13 protein-coding genes are annotated in these 15,144 nt (G+C 66.4%); 11 read left to right on the top strand and 2 right to left on the bottom strand.

All coding sequences use genetic code 11. The annotated features are described in order from the left end of the window. Positions 1-14: 14 nt before the first annotated feature. The 8 genes from DWF74_RS03210 (at position 15) to DWF74_RS03175 (ending at position 8,885) form a co-directional block, all read left to right on the top strand. On the top strand, positions 15-683 hold the full coding sequence (locus DWF74_RS03210) for a GntR family transcriptional regulator (protein ID WP_060839795.1): 669 nt from the start codon (positions 15-17) through the stop codon (positions 681-683). A gap of 75 nt (positions 684-758) precedes the next feature. Further along, positions 759-1,565 (top strand): ABC transporter substrate-binding protein, encoded by an 807-nt coding sequence (locus DWF74_RS03205; RefSeq protein ID WP_060841967.1) that lies wholly within the window; start codon positions 759-761, stop codon positions 1,563-1,565. 12 nt (positions 1,566-1,577) lie between these two features. After that, on the top strand, positions 1,578-2,351 hold the full coding sequence (locus DWF74_RS03200; RefSeq protein ID WP_102863115.1) for an amino acid ABC transporter permease: 774 nt from the start codon (positions 1,578-1,580) through the stop codon (positions 2,349-2,351). A gap of 2 nt (positions 2,352-2,353) precedes the next feature. Continuing rightward, complete coding sequence (locus tag DWF74_RS03195) at positions 2,354-3,133, top strand: amino acid ABC transporter ATP-binding protein (protein WP_060839793.1); 780 nt, start codon at positions 2,354-2,356, stop codon at positions 3,131-3,133. A gap of 36 nt (positions 3,134-3,169) precedes the next feature. Further along, positions 3,170-4,780 carry a gamma-glutamyltransferase family protein gene (locus tag DWF74_RS03190; protein ID WP_115580306.1) on the top strand — a complete coding sequence of 537 codons (1,611 nt, stop codon included), beginning with the start codon at positions 3,170-3,172 and terminating at the stop codon, positions 4,778-4,780. Between the two features lie 185 nt (positions 4,781-4,965). Beyond that, positions 4,966-5,475, top strand: a complete 510-nt coding sequence (locus tag DWF74_RS03185) for a sigma-70 family RNA polymerase sigma factor (protein ID WP_060843894.1) — start codon at positions 4,966-4,968, stop codon at positions 5,473-5,475. After that, a complete protein-coding gene (locus DWF74_RS03180) occupies positions 5,472-6,419 on the top strand; it encodes a FecR domain-containing protein (protein ID WP_115580305.1) in 948 nt (315 codons plus the stop codon). The genes DWF74_RS03185 and DWF74_RS03180 overlap by 4 nt, the downstream gene beginning before the upstream one ends. Before the next feature lie 66 nt (positions 6,420-6,485). Beyond that, positions 6,486-8,885, top strand: coding sequence for a TonB-dependent receptor (locus DWF74_RS03175; RefSeq protein ID WP_115580304.1), 2,400 nt, complete (start codon positions 6,486-6,488; stop codon positions 8,883-8,885). Between the two features lie 82 nt (positions 8,886-8,967). Here the strand turns inward: DWF74_RS03175 and mhpT are convergent, their stop codons facing one another. Continuing rightward, positions 8,968-10,179, bottom strand: a complete 1,212-nt coding sequence (gene mhpT / locus DWF74_RS03170) for a 3-(3-hydroxy-phenyl)propionate transporter MhpT (protein ID WP_060839788.1) — start codon at positions 10,177-10,179, stop codon at positions 8,968-8,970. A gap of 332 nt (positions 10,180-10,511) precedes the next feature. On the opposite strand from mhpT, the gene DWF74_RS03165 reads away from it, so the two are divergent. Continuing rightward, on the top strand, positions 10,512-11,831 hold the full coding sequence (locus DWF74_RS03165) for an OprD family porin (RefSeq protein ID WP_115580303.1): 1,320 nt from the start codon (positions 10,512-10,514) through the stop codon (positions 11,829-11,831). Positions 11,832-11,885: 54 nt separating this feature from the next. Here DWF74_RS03165 and DWF74_RS03160 read toward each other — a convergent pair whose 3' ends face one another. Further along, positions 11,886-12,374, bottom strand: coding sequence for a MarR family winged helix-turn-helix transcriptional regulator (locus tag DWF74_RS03160; protein WP_115580302.1), 489 nt, complete (start codon positions 12,372-12,374; stop codon positions 11,886-11,888). A gap of 207 nt (positions 12,375-12,581) precedes the next feature. Here DWF74_RS03160 and DWF74_RS03155 point away from each other — a divergent pair, with 207 nt between their 5' ends. Next, positions 12,582-13,412, top strand: coding sequence for a p-hydroxycinnamoyl CoA hydratase/lyase (locus DWF74_RS03155; RefSeq protein ID WP_115580301.1), 831 nt, complete (start codon positions 12,582-12,584; stop codon positions 13,410-13,412). Positions 13,413-13,517: 105 nt separating this feature from the next. Then, positions 13,518-14,966 (top strand): aldehyde dehydrogenase, encoded by a 1,449-nt coding sequence (locus DWF74_RS03150; RefSeq protein WP_115580300.1) that lies wholly within the window; start codon positions 13,518-13,520, stop codon positions 14,964-14,966. Positions 14,967-15,144: the final 178 nt, after the last annotated feature.

The following is a 15,144-nucleotide window of genomic DNA, read 5'->3' as shown; positions in this document are numbered from 1 at the left end:
CAAAAGGTGCCTCTATGCAATTCGCTCCCGCCTACGTTGACCGCCAGCCGCTGACTGCCGAGGAGGAGGCCTACAACTTTCTCCTGGAGGCGATCTGCGGCGGCCGCTACCGCAAGGGCGACCGGCTGATCGCCGAGGACATCGCCAGCGAGATCGGCATGAGCCGCATGCCGGTGCGCGAAGCCTTTCGCCGCCTCGATGCCCAGGGCCTGGTGACCCTGCGGCCCAATCGCGGGGCGGTGGTCAGCGGCCTGGACATCGAAGAGCTGCACGAAGTGTTCGAGATGCGCAGCGCCCTCGAAGGCCTGGCGGTGCGGGTGGCGGTGGGGCGTATCGGCGAGCGCCAGCTGGCGGCCCTGGAACGGCTGCTGGACGAGATGGACGACTACCGCGACGAGAGCGCCGAGTGGGTCAGCCGCCATCGGGCCTTCCATGAATACCTGTGCAGCCTCAGCGGCCGGCCCCGGCTGATGAAGCAGATCTCGGCCCTTTATTCGCTGGTGGAGGCGCCCATGCGCCTGTGGCTGCAACACGGCGAAAAACCCCTCAGCGCCCGCCAGGAGCACGCGGTGATCCTCGATGCGATTCGCGCCGGCGATGCCGAGCGTGCCGAAGCGGTGGTGCGCGAGCACATCGAGGGCACGGTGCCGGCGCTGATCCAGTTTCTGCAAACGGAACAATAGAAGCGGGCCCGAGCCCGCCCCTTGTGTTGACTTTGAATCCTGCCCCCGTTGTTCAACGAAGTGGAGTGTCTGGTCATGCATAAACGCCGCGCCTTGCTGGTGGCCGTATCCCTGGGACTCTGTGCACAGTGGGCCGCCGCCGCGCCCCAGGTGCCGGAGCGCCTGCAACAGGTCGACAAGCTCACCTATTGCTCGGGGATGGATTCACCGCCCCTGGTGTCTTTCGACCAAGCCCAGAAGCCCCGCGGGCTGAGCGTCGACCTGGGCCTGGAAATCGCCCGCCGTCTGGGCAACAAGGAGGTGCAATGGCGGGTGATTCCGTTCTCCGGGTTGCTCCCGGCGCTGCTGGCCCGGCAGTGCGACATGATCGTCGACCAGCTGTTCGACAAGCCCGAACGGCGCGAAGTGATCGACATCGTCAACTACATGTATTCCAGCCAGTCGGTGGTGGTGCCCAAGGGCAACCCCAAGGCGATCAAGAGCCTGGATGATTTGTCCGGGCGCAAGGTTGCGGTGCTCAATGGCTCGACCATCAAGACCCTGCTGGACGCCCACAACGCCAGCCTCGCCCAGGCTGGCAAGGCACCGATGACACTGGTGGTCTACAACAGCGACACCGATGCCTTCCAGGCCTTGCGTATCCGTCAGGTGGACGCCTACGGCACCACCGTGGAAACCGCCGGCTACTACGCCGCCATGGCCCCGGACCTGTTTCAGGAAGGGGTGCCGGCCTTCAGCCGGATCCTCACCGGCCTGGGCATCCGCAAGGACGATGCGCAGTTGAGCGCCGCGGTGCAGCAGATCATCAACGACATGCGCAGCGACGGCAGCTATGCCCGGTTGCTGAGCCAGTGGCAGGTCAGCAGCGACACCCTGAACTGAGGCAGCGCCGCGATGAATTTCAATTGGGATGTGTTCTGGCAGTACCTGCTGCAACCCAGCGGGGTGTACCTCACCGGGCTCTGGCTGACGTGCGTGATCAGTGTCCTGGGCATGGCGCTGGGCTGTGTCCTGGGGCTGGCGGCGGCGCTGCTGCGCCTGTCGCGCAACCCCTTGCTGTACCTGCCGGTACGTTTTTACGTGTGGCTGATGCGCGGCACGCCGTTGCTGGTGCAGATCGTCTTTCTCTACACCGCCCTGGCGGCCGGCGGGATCTTTCGCTTCGAGGACCTGCAACTGTTCGGCCTGGTGGTGCCGGGCAACATCCAGGCGGCGATCATCGCCCTGGGCCTCAACGAAGGCGCCTACATGGCGGAGATCATCCGCGCCGGGATCGGCGCCGTGGACAAGGGCCAGTACGAGGCCGGGCGCTGCCTGGGCATGACCTTCGCCAAGCTGATGCGGCGCATCGTCCTGCCCCAGGCGTTCCGGGTGATCGTTCCGCCCCTGGGCAACGAGTTCAACGTGATGCTCAAGAACACCACCCTGGTCAGCGTGATCGGCGTGCAGGAGCTGCTGCTGAGCACGCAGATGGTCACTTCGGCGACCTTCCGGGTGTTCGAGCTGTACCTGGTGGTGGCCCTCTACTTCCTGCTGCTGACCACCCTGTGGGGCTTCTTCCAGCGCTGGCTGGAAAAGCGTTTCGGCCAGAGTGACCGACCCGCGCCGCCGGCCGCGGGCCACCGGATGTTCGGGCGCCACACCTTCAAATTGCTGCGGGGACGTTGAACATGGCACACCAGAGTGAAGACCTGATCATCGAGGCCCGGGACCTGCACAAGTCGTTCGGCGCCCTGCAGATCCTCAAGGGCATTTCCCTGTCGGTACGCCGCGGTGAAGTGGTGGTGCTGATCGGCGCCTCGGGCTCGGGCAAGACCACCTTCATCCGCTGCATCAATCTGCTGGAACAGATCCAGTCCGGGCTGATCCGGGTCAACGGCCGGGCCATGGGCTATCGCGAGCGCGCCGACGGCAGCCTGGTGCGCGATAGCGAGCGCAACATCGCCCGCCAGCGCCGGGACATCGGCATGGTGTTCCAGCGCTTCAACCTGTTTCCCCACATGACGGCCCTGGAAAACATCATCGAGGCGCCGATCCAGGTCCTCGGCGTGCCCCGGGCCGAAGCGGTGGAGCAGGCCCGGGCCTTGCTCGCCCGGGTCGGCCTGGCGGACAAGGCCGGGCACTACCCGTCGATGCTGTCCGGCGGCCAGCAGCAACGGGTGGCCATCGCCCGGGCCCTGGCGATGAAACCCCAGGCCATGCTCTTCGACGAGCCCACCAGCGCCCTGGACCCGGAAACCGTGGGCGAGGTGCTGCAGGTGATGAAGCAGCTGGCGCAAGAGGGCATGACCATGGTGGTGGTCACCCACGAGATGGGCTTTGCCCGGGAGGTGGCCGACCGGGTGGTGGTGCTCGACCAGGGCGAGCTGATCGAGCAGGGGCCGCCGGAACAGATCTTCAGCCGCCCCAGCCACCCGCGGACCCAAGCCTTTCTCAGTCGCGTGCTGTGATTTTTTGCGGCCTCAACCCTTGCACGAGCCTTTGCCATGCTGAATTTTTCTGCCCATGAGTACCCCTACGCCTCACAACGTCAGAGCGTGTATGCCCGTCGCGGCATGGTCGCCGCGTCCCAGCCCCTGGCCGCCGAGGCCGGGATCGAGATCATGCGTGGCGGTGGCAATGCCATCGACGCCGCGATTGCCAGCGCCGCAGTGCTGACAGTGGTCGAACCCACGGGCTGCGGCCTGGGGGGCGACGCCTTTGCCCTGGTCTGGACCCAGGGCCAGTTGCATGGCCTGAGTGCCAACGGCCAGGCCCCGGCCGCCCTGAGCATCGAGGCAGTGCGGGCCGCCGGGCACGCGCAGATGCCGCTGTATGGCTGGACCCCGGTCACCGTGCCGGGTTGCCCCTCGGCCTGGGCCGAGCTGTCCCGGCGCTTCGGCAAGCTGCCCTTTGCCCAGTTGCTGCAACCGGCCATCGAACTGGCCCGGGACGGTTTCCCCCTGTCGCCGGTGGTCGCCCGGCAATGGCAGATCGCCCTGGAGGAGTTCGCTCCCCACCGCGACCCGCTGCTGCAGCCCTGGTTCGACACCTTCCTGATCGACGGCCGCGCCCCCCGGGCCGGGGAGGTGTTTCGCAACCCGGCCCAGGCGCGGACCCTGCAGGAACTGGCGGCCAGCCTGTGCGAGAGCTTCTATCGCGGCGAACTGGCCCAACGCCTGGACGCCCATTCCCGGGCCACCGGCGGCTACCTGCGGGCCAGTGACCTTGAGGGCTACAGGGCGCAGTGGGTGCAACCGATCAAGGTCGATTACCGCGGCTATCAGGTCTGGGAAATCCCTCCCAGCGGCCAGGGGCTGGTGGCGCTGATGGCGCTGAAGATCCTCGAAGGCTTCGATTTCGACCAGCGTGACAGCCAGCAGACCTGGCACCGCCAGCTGGAGGCGATGAAGCTGGCCTACAGCGACGGCCTGCACCACATCACCGACCCGGCGCACATGCGCGTGGCGGTGGCCGATCTGCTCAGCGACGCCTACAGCGCCCGGCGGCGGGGGCAGATCGCGGAACAGGCGCAACCGCCCAAACCCGGCGACCCCCATGCCAGCGGTACGGTGTACCTGGCCACGGCGGATGCCGAGGGCAACATGGTGTCGTTCATCCAGAGCAACTATCACGGCTTCGGCTCCGGGGTGGTGCTGCCGGACAGCGGCATCGCCCTGCAGAACCGCGGCCAGGAATTCAGCCTCGACCCGGCGCACGCCAACGCTCTGGCGTCGGGCAAGAAGACCTTCCACACCATCATCCCGGGCTTTCTCAGCCAGGCCGCTGTGCCCCTCGGTCCGTTCGGCGTGATGGGCGGCTACATGCAGCCCCAGGGCCATGTGCAGATGGTCATGAACCTAGTGGATTTCGGCCTCAACCCGCAGGCCGCACTGGATGCGCCGCGCTGGCAATGGCTGGGGGACATGCGCGTGGGCATCGAGCAGGGCGCCTCGGGCGATCTGGCCAACGCCCTGGCCCGGCGCGGCCATCAGGTGCAGATCGCCCACGACTCGCTCAACTACGGACGCGGCCAGATCATCCTGCGCGACCCGGTCAGCGGCGTGTTCTGTGGCGGCACCGAGCCCCGGGCGGACTCCCATATTGCGCTGTGGTAGCCGGCTGTAGCGTGGGGACGCCAGGAGGCTGCGCGGCGCCGGTCTGAACCTGACCAGTGCGCCGATGGGGCATGAGCGGGGCGGGGCACGCCAGGACCAGGGCAACGAAAGAAGGTGTGCCGGCGAGCGATATTAAATAGAATGAGTCTCATTTGATTTAACGTGCCACGCCGGGTGCCCTTGCCATGAATGACGCCGTACTGCCAACGGAGCACACCTTCGACAACCTGTACCGTGAGCACCGCAGTTGGCTTGAAAGCTGGCTGCGGCGACGCCTGGGCAACGCCTGGGATGCCGCCGACCTGAGCCAGGACACCTTCTTGCGGGTGCTCGGCAGCGCCCAGCCCCTGGCCCAGTTGCAGGAGCCGCGGGCCTACCTGCTGACCGTGGGCAAGCGCTTGCTGATCAACTTCCATCAGCGGCGCAGCCTCGAACAGGCCTACCTCAACGCCCTGGCGACCTTGCCCGAGGCCTGCGTGCCTTCGCCCGAACAGCGCTGGATCGTCCTGCAAGCGCTGCAGGCGCTGGACGAGCTGCTCGATGGCCTGCCCCATCCGGTGCGCCGGGCGTTTCTCTGGAGCCAGCTGGAAGGCCTGGGTTACCGCGAGATTGCCGAGCGCCTGCGGGTGAGCGAGCGCACGGTCAAGCGCTACATGGCCCAAGCCTACGAACACTGCCTGCTGGTGGAGCTGTGACCTCGTCCACCGGCAGCGATCCGCGTCAGGTCGCCCGCGCCGCGGCGCGCTGGCTGGCCTTGCTGGAGTCCGGCAGCGCCAGCGAGAGCGACCAGCAGGGCCTGCAACAATGGCGCGAGCGCTGCGCCAGCCACGAACAGGCCTGGCAGAAAGCCCAACTGTTGCGCCAACGTTTCGCCGAGCTGCCCCCGGCCCTGGCCCTGGCCAGCCTCGACCGCCCACAAGTGGGACGTCGGGCCCTGGTCAAGCGTGGCCTGGGGGTGGCGCTGCTGGTGCCGAGCGCCTGGTGGCTGAGCCGGCAACTGCCCCTGGAGGCGTGGCGCGCCGACCTGCACACCGCCACCGGCGAGCGCAAGCAGCTGTCCCTGGCCGATGGCAGTTTCCTGCAACTCAATACCGCCACGGCGCTGGACCTGGACCTGGCGGCGCGCCGCCTGACCCTGGTGCAGGGCGAGATCGCGCTCAGGGTGCCGGGCCATTCGGCCCTGACCCTGTACACCGACTTCGGCCGGGTGCGGGTCAGCCAGAGCGAAGTCTGCGTGCGCCAGGAGCGCCTCGGCTGTCGGGTCTCGGTGGTCAGCGGCGTGGTCCAGGTGCAGCCCTTGCAGGGGCCGGCCCTGACCCTGCACGGCGGGCAGCAGGTCAGTCTGCAGGCTTCCGGCGCCGGGTTGCCGCAGGTCTTCGACAGCGCGATACCCGGTTGGCGCGAAGGGGTGTTGCTGGCCCAGGACCAGCCGCTGGGGGATTTTTTGCGCGAGTTGAGTCGTTACCGCCGCGGCGTGTTGCGCTGGGACCCGGAGTTGGAGGCGCTGCGGGTCACCGGCAGTTTCCGTGTCGAGGACACCGACCGGGTGCTGGCCTTGCTGGCCGCCAGCCTGCCGCTGGAGGTGCAGGCGCGGACGCGTTTCTGGGTCACGCTGCGTTCGCGTAAAAAACTCGCTTGAGGGCTGTCCCCTTTTTTCCAGGTGCCTGTCATTGCAGGTAAGTGAACGAAAAAGAGAGCCTCTTCAATGCCCTGCGTCATGCCTGCTGCTGTGCGTCCCTTGTTGCGTCTGAGTCTGCTGCTGAGCCTGAGCGCCAGCCCGTTGCTGGTTCCCTTGAGCTGGGCCGAGGAGGGTGGCCGCCGCAGCTACCAGGTGCCGGCCGGCAGCCTGGGCGCTGTCCTGACCCGCTTTGCCGGGCTGTCCGGAGTCGATCTGGCGGTGGACCCGCGGCTGGTCGAAGGGCGCAGCAGCCCCGGGCTTTCCGGTGAGTTCGCGGTGCAGGAGGGCTTTGCCCGGCTGCTGCAGGGTTCGGGCCTGCAGTTGCACGCGGTGGGCGAACAGGCCTACACCCTGGCGCCGGTCCCCGAGGCCGGCGGCCTGGCGCTGCCCGCCACCTCGATTCTCGGCAGCGATCTCCCTGTCAGCGGCGAGCCCTATGCCGGGGGCCAGGTGGATCGCAAGGGCGGCCAGGGCCTGCTCGGCGACCGCGATTTCATGGACACCCCGTTCAACCTCACGTCCTACACCGCCGAGGCGCTGAAGAACCAGCAGGCGCGAACCCTGGGCGACGCCGTGGCCAGCGACCCTTCGGTTCGCACCACCAACCCGGCCAGCGGGCGTTTCGAGCAGTTCTCGGTGCGCGGCTTCAGCCTGTTCAACAGTGACGTGTCCTACGGCGGCCTGTACGGGATCCTGCCGACCTACGCCATCGACATGGAAATGGTCGGGCGCCTGGATGTGCTCAAGGGTCCGGGCATGCTGCTGGGCGGGATTGCGCCCCGGGGCAGCGTCGGCGGCGGCATCAACATCGAGCCCAAGCGCGCCGCGGACAGCCCCCTGACCGAGTTCACCGCGCTCTATGCGTCCGCCGGGCAGACCGGTGGCGCGGTGGACATCGGCCGGCGCTTTGGCGAGGGCAACCGCTTCGGCCTGCGTTTCAATGGTGTGCGCCAGTCCGGCGACACCGAGTGGGACCACCAGCAGCTCCAGCGCGAAACCGGAGTCATCGGCCTCGACCTGCGTGATGAGCGGCTGCGCCTGTCCCTGGACCTGGGGCACCAGGAACGTCACGCCGACGCGCCGATCGAGCGGGTCGAAGTGGCGGCCACGGCGAAAATGCCCAAGGCCGAAGACATCCGCCACAACATCGCCCAGTCCTGGACCTACGCCCATTCCAAGGACAGCTTCGGTGCGCTGCGCGGCGAGTATGACCTCAGCGATTCACTGATGGTGTACGCCGCCCTGGGGGCGCGCAAAGGCAACTACGACTTTCTGCGCCATGCGGTGCAGGTGACCAACAGCGCCGGCGACTTCACCGTGACCCCGCGCACCTTCCGTCGCGACGAGGACGTCAAGACCGCCGTCATCGGCCTGCGCAGCGGGTTTCAGACCGGGCCGGTCGGGCACAGCGTGAACCTGAGCCTGAACCGCTTCAACATGGATTTCGACAACGCCGGCGAGCGCTACCCGCGCGGTGTCAGCAACCTCTACCGACCGGTGGAGCTGCCGTTGCCGGGGCGTCCCAATCGCCTCGACACCAGCACCCACACGGAAAACCGCTTCACCAGCCTGGCCCTGGCCGACACCTTGAGCCTTGCCGAGGACCGGGTGCTGCTGACCCTGGGCGCACGCTTGCAGCGGGTCCAGGTCAGCACCTGGAGCGATGGCGTGCGCGAAGAACCGGTGAATGGCGAGAAGGCCCTGTCCCCGGCCCTGGGCCTGGTGGTCAAGGTCACCGATCAGCTGTCGCTGTACAGCAACTACATGGAAGGCCTGAGCCAGGGCGCAACCGCCCCGACCACCGCCACCAATGCCAACCAAGTGTTCGCCCCGTATCGCAGCAAACAGGTGGAGGTCGGCGCCAAGTATGACCTGGGCCGTTTCGGCATGAGCGCCAGCCTGTTTCGCATCCAGCAGCCGTCCTATGTCTACGACGAGAACAACAACTACAAGCCCGATGGTCAGTTGCGCAACCAGGGCCTGGAGTTGAATGTCTTCGGCGAGCCCCATGACGGCGTGCGCCTGCTGGGCGGGCTGATGCTGCTCGACAGCGTGCAGACCGAAACCGGCCAGGGCCTGTATGACGGCAATCGCGGCACCGGCTCGCCGGTGGTCAACGCCAACCTTGGCGCCGAATGGGACATCGACAGCCTGCGCGGCCTGACCCTGACCGCGCGGGCGATTCATTCCAGCTCGCAATACCTGGACCCGGCCAACCAGCAGAAAATCCCCGGCTGGGAGCGCTATGACCTGGGGGCGCGCTATGCCTTCGAGCTGGGCAAGAAACCGATCACCCTGCGCGCCAGTGTCGAGAACGTGCTCAACACCGCCTACTGGGCCTCGGCCGCAAGCTCGTCCGACAGCGCGGCGGGGTTGACCTTGTCGACGCCGCGCACCTGGCTGGTGTCGGCGACGGTGGGGTTCTAGGGCCGTCCTCGAACAGTGCGCAGTCGCGGGCCAAGCTTCTTGCCGCGGTTACCGGGAGCCTGGTAACCGCCCTGTGCCAGGTTCAATGCGCAGGCTTGAGCTCCGGCGTGGCGTTGGCCCGGGCGATGACCGTGAGGATCGACAGCGCAGCGATGACCAGCCCTGGCGAGGTGGCCAGCAAAACCCCGGCGGTGCCGGCGCCGGCGGCGAGGATCTGCCCGGCGGCCAGGGGCCCGGCCACCGAGCCCAGGCGGCCGATGGCCACGGCAGCGCCCACGCCGGTGGCACGCACCGCGGTCGGGTAGGAGGGCGGTGCCAGCGCGTAGAGCACCAATTGTGCGGCCATCACGAACAGCCCCGCGGCAAACCCGGCCAGGGCCATGGGCGCAATGCCCTGCGACAGCCCGACCCCGGCCAGCGCCGCCAGCAACCCGGCGTACACGAACAGCACCACCTTGAGCCCGTTGCAGCGGTCCAGCAGCAGGCCGCCGAGCAGCGAGCCGAGGGCGCCGCCGATGTTGAACAGCATCTGCACCAGGCCCGCCTGGGGTTTGCTGAAGCCCTGTTCGAGCAGCAGCGAGGGCAGCCAGTTGAGCAGCATGTACATCACGGTCAGGGTGAAGAAGTAGCTCAGCCACAGGGCCAGCGTGGTGCGCGCGCGACCTGCGCCGAACAGCGCCTGGGCGGTGGAGGCGCGCTGGGTGCCGGCACTGGCGGTGTGTTGGCGAAAGGCACTGGATTCGGGCAGCAACCCGGCCATCAGCGGCACCACCAGCAGCGGCGCCAGGCCGCCGATGATGAAGGTGGTCTGCCAATGTTCGCTGGAGAACATCGCCACCACCGCCGCCAGCGCGCCACCCAGGGGCACGCCGCAGTACATGACGCTGATGGCCGTGCCCCGGCGGCGTTCGCTGACCGCTTCGGCGCACAGGGCGATCAGGTTGGGCAGCGCCGCGCCGAGGCCGAGGCCGGTCATGAAGCGCACCAGCAGCAGGCTCGAATAGCTCTCGACGTAGGCCGTGCACAGCGAGAACAGGCCGAACAGCAGCACCGCGCCGACCAGGATCTTCTTGCGCCCGATACGGTCGGCGACCCAGCCGCCGAAGAACGCCCCGGGCAGCAGGCCGATGATCCCGGCGCTGAACACCCAGCCCATCATCTTCGGATCCAGGGCGAAGCTCTGGCGCAATCCGGCGGCGGCGGTGCCGGCCGCCTGCAGATCGAACCCCTCGATCAGCGCAACGATAAAGCACAAAGCGATGGTCAGCGTCGAACGACGCGATGGACTGTCCATGGGCAAACCTCATTGTTGTTTTTGTTGTGGTGGCCAGTCGGACGCCGGGCCTGAATGCGCCGGCGCTGGTGGCTGGCGATTAAGATAACAAAGATAACTAAAAAATGAACAGCGCCTTGATTTCGGCTAATAAATGCAAATAAAGCCATTTAAATCAGATAGATAAACTATCAATAAGGATTACCTGTAAAAATAGATAATATTATTAATGTTCGATTATCGGTCATTTGTGGTTGACGTCAGGCTTGGGCTGTTTCCATTCTCTGTCCGCGACGTCGGCTGCCAGGCCCTCGTTCGCCCCCTAAAACAACAACAAAAAATGGACATCGGACATGCCAAATCTCCCCACCAACGCCGTTGCGGCGTCAGCTTCCTGTGTGCCCAGTCTCCCCACGCGGCTGGCTCTGGCCTTGCTGGGCTTGAGCCTGTTGCCCGGCCCAGTCCGGGCGGCGGGTTTTATCGACGACAGCCACGGCACCCTGACCTTGCGCAATTACTACCTGGATCGCGACTACAAGGACGATGGGGCGAAGACCGCCGCCCGGGAATGGGCCCAGGGTTTCATCATGAACATGGAGTCGGGGTTCACCGAGGGCAGCGTCGGTTTCGGCCTGGATGTGCGCGGGCTGCTGGGGGTCAAGCTCGACTCCTCGCCGGACCGCAGCGGCACCGAACTGCTGCCGGTGTCGGCCAGCGACAAGCGCGCCGCGGATGAATACTCGCGGCTGGCGCCCACCGCCAAACTGCGCTTTGCCCAGACCACGGTGAAGACCGGCGATGTCTCGATCTTCCTGCCGTTCGCCTTTGCCAGCCCGTCGCGCCTGCTGCCGCAGACCTTTCGCGGCACCACCCTGAGCTCCAGGGACATCTACGGCCTGACCCTCAACACCGGCTACATCGACCGCATCAACAAGCGCGACTCCACCGACTACCAGGCCATGACCATTGCCTCGCCCAACCGGCGTTTCAATGCCACGGCCAGCACCTCGCACCTGGCGTACCTGGGGGGCGACTACCAGGTCAACAAGGACCTCGGCCTGCGCGCCTATCACGCCCAGGTGGCCGACCTCTACCAGCAGGACACCCTGGCCCTGCTGCACAACCTGCCCCTGGGCGATGGCGTGCTGAGCAGCGACCTGCGCAGTTTTTTCAGCCGGGAAGACGGCAGCGCCAAGGCCGGCCGGGTCGACAACCGCAACCTCTCGGCGCTGTTTGGCTACACGTTCGGCGGGCACCGGGTGAGCCTGGGCTACATGCATTCCAGCGGCGACACGGCCACGCCCTACATCTCCGGCACCGAGTTGATGGGCATGAGCGAGCTGACCATGAGTTCGGACTTTCTCAACGCCAAGGAGCGCACCTGGCAAGCCATCTACGACTATGACTTTGCCGCCTCCGGCCTGCCCGGGCTCAAGAGTCGGCTGCGTTACGTGCGCGGCGACCATATCGAGCTGGCGGCCTTCAATGCCAGCGACCGCAAGGAGCGCGAGTTTCAGATGGAGTTGGGGTACGTGCTGCAGAGCGGTCCGTTGAAGAACCTCGGGCTGGTGGCGCGCAAGTCGATCTATCGCAATGATTTCCCGGCGGGCGCGGCGTTCCGCGATGAAAACCAGACCCGCTTCCTGGTGCTCTACACCTTGCCGATCTGGTAGGCCCGCAAGCACCTTGCCGCCTCAGCGTGCCGGCCCTGTGCCGGCACCTTGGCTTCAGTCCTGGTAAACCTTCTTCAGCAGGCGCAGCAGTTCTTCGCGTTCCTCGCCACTCAAGGCCGACGTGGCGTCGACGTCACTTTGCGCGGCGATCTGCTTGAGCTCCTTGAGCAGGGTTTCGCCGGTCTTGCTGAGGAAGATCCCGTAGGAGCGCTTGTCCGGCTTGCAGCGCACCCGTACTGCCAGCGCGCGGCTTTCCAGTTTGTTGAGCAGGGGCACCACTTGCGGCGGCTCGATGGCCAGGGCGCGAGCCAGGTCGGCCTGCATCAGCCCCGGGTTGCTGTCGATGATCGCCAGGGCCGAGAACTGCGCGGGCCGCAGGTCGTGGACCGAGAGCCGGCCGATCAGGTTCTGGAACAGCTTGAGCTGGGCGCGACGCATGGCGTAGCCAATCAGTTCGTCCAGGGCCGAATCCAGCGGCGCCTGGACCTCGGCGTTGGCGGGAGGGGCCTCGCGCGGGTCGGCGAGGGGAGCGGGCTTGGCCATGACAAAAACATCCTGGGTCGGTTAACAAGGCTATCCAGTTTGCCGGGGTCGGCCGCTGATAGCTACGTTTGCCTGTGTTGGCAGGCGTTGCAGAAGGATTTTTCCGCGGTGAAGAAAAATGGTTAATCAAATTAATAGTTAATTGACATAACTATTTTTGCGGTTTAATTTCGACCCATCTTCAAGCCAGAACAAGAGAGCATCGCCATGAGCAACTACGAAGGTCGCTGGACAACGGTCAAGGTCGAAATCGAAGAGGGCATTGCCTGGGTCATCCTCAATCGCCCGGAAAAACGCAACGCCATGAGCCCGACCCTGAACCGGGAAATGATCGACGTGCTGGAAACCCTGGAGCAGGACCCGGCCGCCGGCGTGCTGGTGCTGACTGGCGCCGGTGAAGCCTGGACCGCCGGCATGGACCTCAAGGAGTACTTTCGCGAGGTGGATGCCGGGCCGGAGATCCTTCAGGAAAAAATCCGTCGCGAAGCCTCCCAGTGGCAGTGGAAACTGTTGCGCATGTACGCCAAGCCGACCATCGCCATGGTCAACGGCTGGTGCTTCGGTGGTGGCTTCAGCCCGCTGGTGGCCTGCGACCTGGCGATCTGCGCCGACGAAGCGACCTTCGGCCTCTCGGAAATCAACTGGGGCATCCCGCCGGGCAACCTGGTGAGCAAGGCCATGGCCGACACCGTGGGTCATCGCCAGTCGCTGTACTACATCATGACCGGCAAGACCTTTGGCGGGCAGAAAGCCGCCGAGATGGGCCTGGTCAATGAAAGCGTGCCCCTGGCGAAACTGCGTGAAGTCACCATTGAACTGGCGCGCAATCTGCTGGAGAAAAACCCGGTGGTGCTGCGTGCCGCCAAGCACGGCTTCAAGCGTTGCCGCGAGCTGACCTGGGAGCAGAACGAAGACTACCTGTACGCCAAGCTCGATCAGTCGCGCCTTTTGGACACCGAAGGCGGCCGCGAGCAGGGCATGAAGCAGTTTCTTGACGACAAGAGCATCAAGCCCGGCCTGCAGGCGTATAAACGCTGAGCCCGGCCGGCGAACGGCGGGCCCATCCCGCCGTTCGCCATGCCCCTGACGTTACCGTTACACCGCTGCGCTGCATTCCCGACAAAGACAACAAGAGGAATCACCATGCTGGACGTGCCCCTGCTGATCGGTGGCCAGTCGCGCCCCGCCGGCGACGGTCGAACCTTCGAACGCCGCAACCCGGTGACCGGCGCGGTGGTATCGCGCGTGGCCGCCGCGACCCTTGACGATGCCGACGCCGCCGTGGCCGCGGCCCAGGCCGCATTCCCCGCCTGGGCGGCCCTGGCCCCCAACGAACGCCGCAGCCGCCTGCTCAGGGCCGCCGAGCAATTGCAGGCCCGCAGCGAGGAATTCATCGCCGCCGCCGGCGAGACCGGGGCCATGGCCAACTGGTACGCCTTCAACGTGCGCCTGGCGGCCAACATGCTGCGTGAAGCGGCGTCGATGACCACCCAGATCAACGGCGAAGTCATTCCCTCGGATGTTCCCGGCAGTTTCGCCATGGCCCTGCGCCAACCCTGTGGCGTGGTGCTGGGCATCGCCCCGTGGAACGCCCCGGTGATTCTCGCCACCCGGGCCATCGCCATGCCCCTGGCCTGTGGCAATAGCGTGGTGCTCAAGGCTTCCGAACTGAGCCCGGCGGTGCATCGCCTGATCGGCCAGGTGCTGCAGGACGCCGGCCTGGGCGATGGCGTGGTCAACGTCATCAGCAATGCCCCAGCCGATGCCGCGGCGATTGTCGAGCGGCTGATCGCCAACCCGGCGGTGCGCCGGGTCAACTTCACCGGTTCGACCCATGTCGGGCGGATTGTCGGCGAGCTTGCGGCGCGCCACCTCAAACCGGCCTTGCTGGAGCTGGGCGGCAAGGCACCGCTGCTGGTGCTGGACGATGCCGACCTGGATGCAGCTGTCGCGGCCGCGGCGTTTGGCGCCTACTTCAACCAGGGGCAGATCTGCATGTCCACCGAGCGCCTGATCGTCGATGCCAAGGTGGCCGATGCCTTCGTCGCCAAGCTGGCGGCCAAGGTCGAGAGCCTGCGCGCCGGCGACCCGGCGGCCGCAGATTCGGTGCTCGGTTCGCTGGTGGATGCCAGCGCCGGCACGCGTATCCGGGCACTGATCGACGATGCCCTGGAGCAGGGGGCGCGGCTGGTGGTCGGCGGGCAACTGGACGGCAGCATTCTGCAGCCGACCCTGCTCGACGGCGTCACCGCATCGATGCGCCTGTACCGCGAGGAGTCCTTCGGACCGGTGGCGGTGCTGCTGCGCGGCAGCGGCGATGAAGAGTTGCTGCGTCTGGCCAACGACTCCGAGTTCGGCCTGTCGGCGGCGATTTTCAGCCGCGACACCGGGCGGGCCCTGGCCCTAGCGCAACGGGTCGAGTCGGGTATCTGCCACATCAACGGGCCCACCGTGCACGACGAGGCGCAGATGCCGTTTGGCGGCGTCAAGTCCAGCGGCTACGGCAGTTTTGGCGGCAAGGCCTCGATCGAACACTTCACCCAATTGCGCTGGGTCACCTTGCAGAACGGCCCGCGGCACTACCCGATCTGATCCGTCGCCACGGGCGCGGTGCCCTCTGAACCGGCTTTCGATCTGGCGAACAACGCTTTTTAACGCCGCGTCAGCCAAGCGCAGCAGATCGCAAGCAGGTTCTTGAGCACGCGGCCCGTGTGCAGGCAGGGCATAACAATAACAAGGCCGCAGCCCCCGGCTGCCACGCTTGCCAGCC

The organism is Pseudomonas protegens (assembly GCF_003363755.1).
Lineage (GTDB): Bacteria > Pseudomonadota > Gammaproteobacteria > Pseudomonadales > Pseudomonadaceae > Aquipseudomonas > Aquipseudomonas danubii.
Note: the sequence above shows the minus strand (reverse complement) of the source record. Positions and strands in the feature narration are given on the sequence as shown.

What these genes read in the sequence shown, in the direction of transcription:
- DWF74_RS03160 (WP_115580302.1), bottom strand. Translation starts at nt 12,374, where the DNA reads ATGGCCAAGCCCGCTCCCCTCGCCGACCCGCGCGAGGCCCCTCCCGCC.
- DWF74_RS03185 (WP_060843894.1), top strand. Translation starts at nt 4,966, where the DNA reads ATGAATGACGCCGTACTGCCAACGGAGCACACCTTCGACAACCTGTAC.
- DWF74_RS03195 (WP_060839793.1), top strand. Translation starts at nt 2,354, where the DNA reads ATGGCACACCAGAGTGAAGACCTGATCATCGAGGCCCGGGACCTGCAC.
- DWF74_RS03155 (WP_115580301.1), top strand. Translation starts at nt 12,582, where the DNA reads ATGAGCAACTACGAAGGTCGCTGGACAACGGTCAAGGTCGAAATCGAA.
- DWF74_RS03165 (WP_115580303.1), top strand. Translation starts at nt 10,512, where the DNA reads ATGCCAAATCTCCCCACCAACGCCGTTGCGGCGTCAGCTTCCTGTGTG.
- DWF74_RS03205 (WP_060841967.1), top strand. Translation starts at nt 759, where the DNA reads ATGCATAAACGCCGCGCCTTGCTGGTGGCCGTATCCCTGGGACTCTGT.
- DWF74_RS03175 (WP_115580304.1), top strand. Translation starts at nt 6,486, where the DNA reads ATGCCCTGCGTCATGCCTGCTGCTGTGCGTCCCTTGTTGCGTCTGAGT.
- DWF74_RS03190 (WP_115580306.1), top strand. Translation starts at nt 3,170, where the DNA reads ATGCTGAATTTTTCTGCCCATGAGTACCCCTACGCCTCACAACGTCAG.
- DWF74_RS03150 (WP_115580300.1), top strand. Translation starts at nt 13,518, where the DNA reads ATGCTGGACGTGCCCCTGCTGATCGGTGGCCAGTCGCGCCCCGCCGGC.
- DWF74_RS03210 (WP_060839795.1), top strand. Translation starts at nt 15, where the DNA reads ATGCAATTCGCTCCCGCCTACGTTGACCGCCAGCCGCTGACTGCCGAG.
- DWF74_RS03200 (WP_102863115.1), top strand. Translation starts at nt 1,578, where the DNA reads ATGAATTTCAATTGGGATGTGTTCTGGCAGTACCTGCTGCAACCCAGC.
- mhpT (WP_060839788.1), bottom strand. Translation starts at nt 10,179, where the DNA reads ATGGACAGTCCATCGCGTCGTTCGACGCTGACCATCGCTTTGTGCTTT.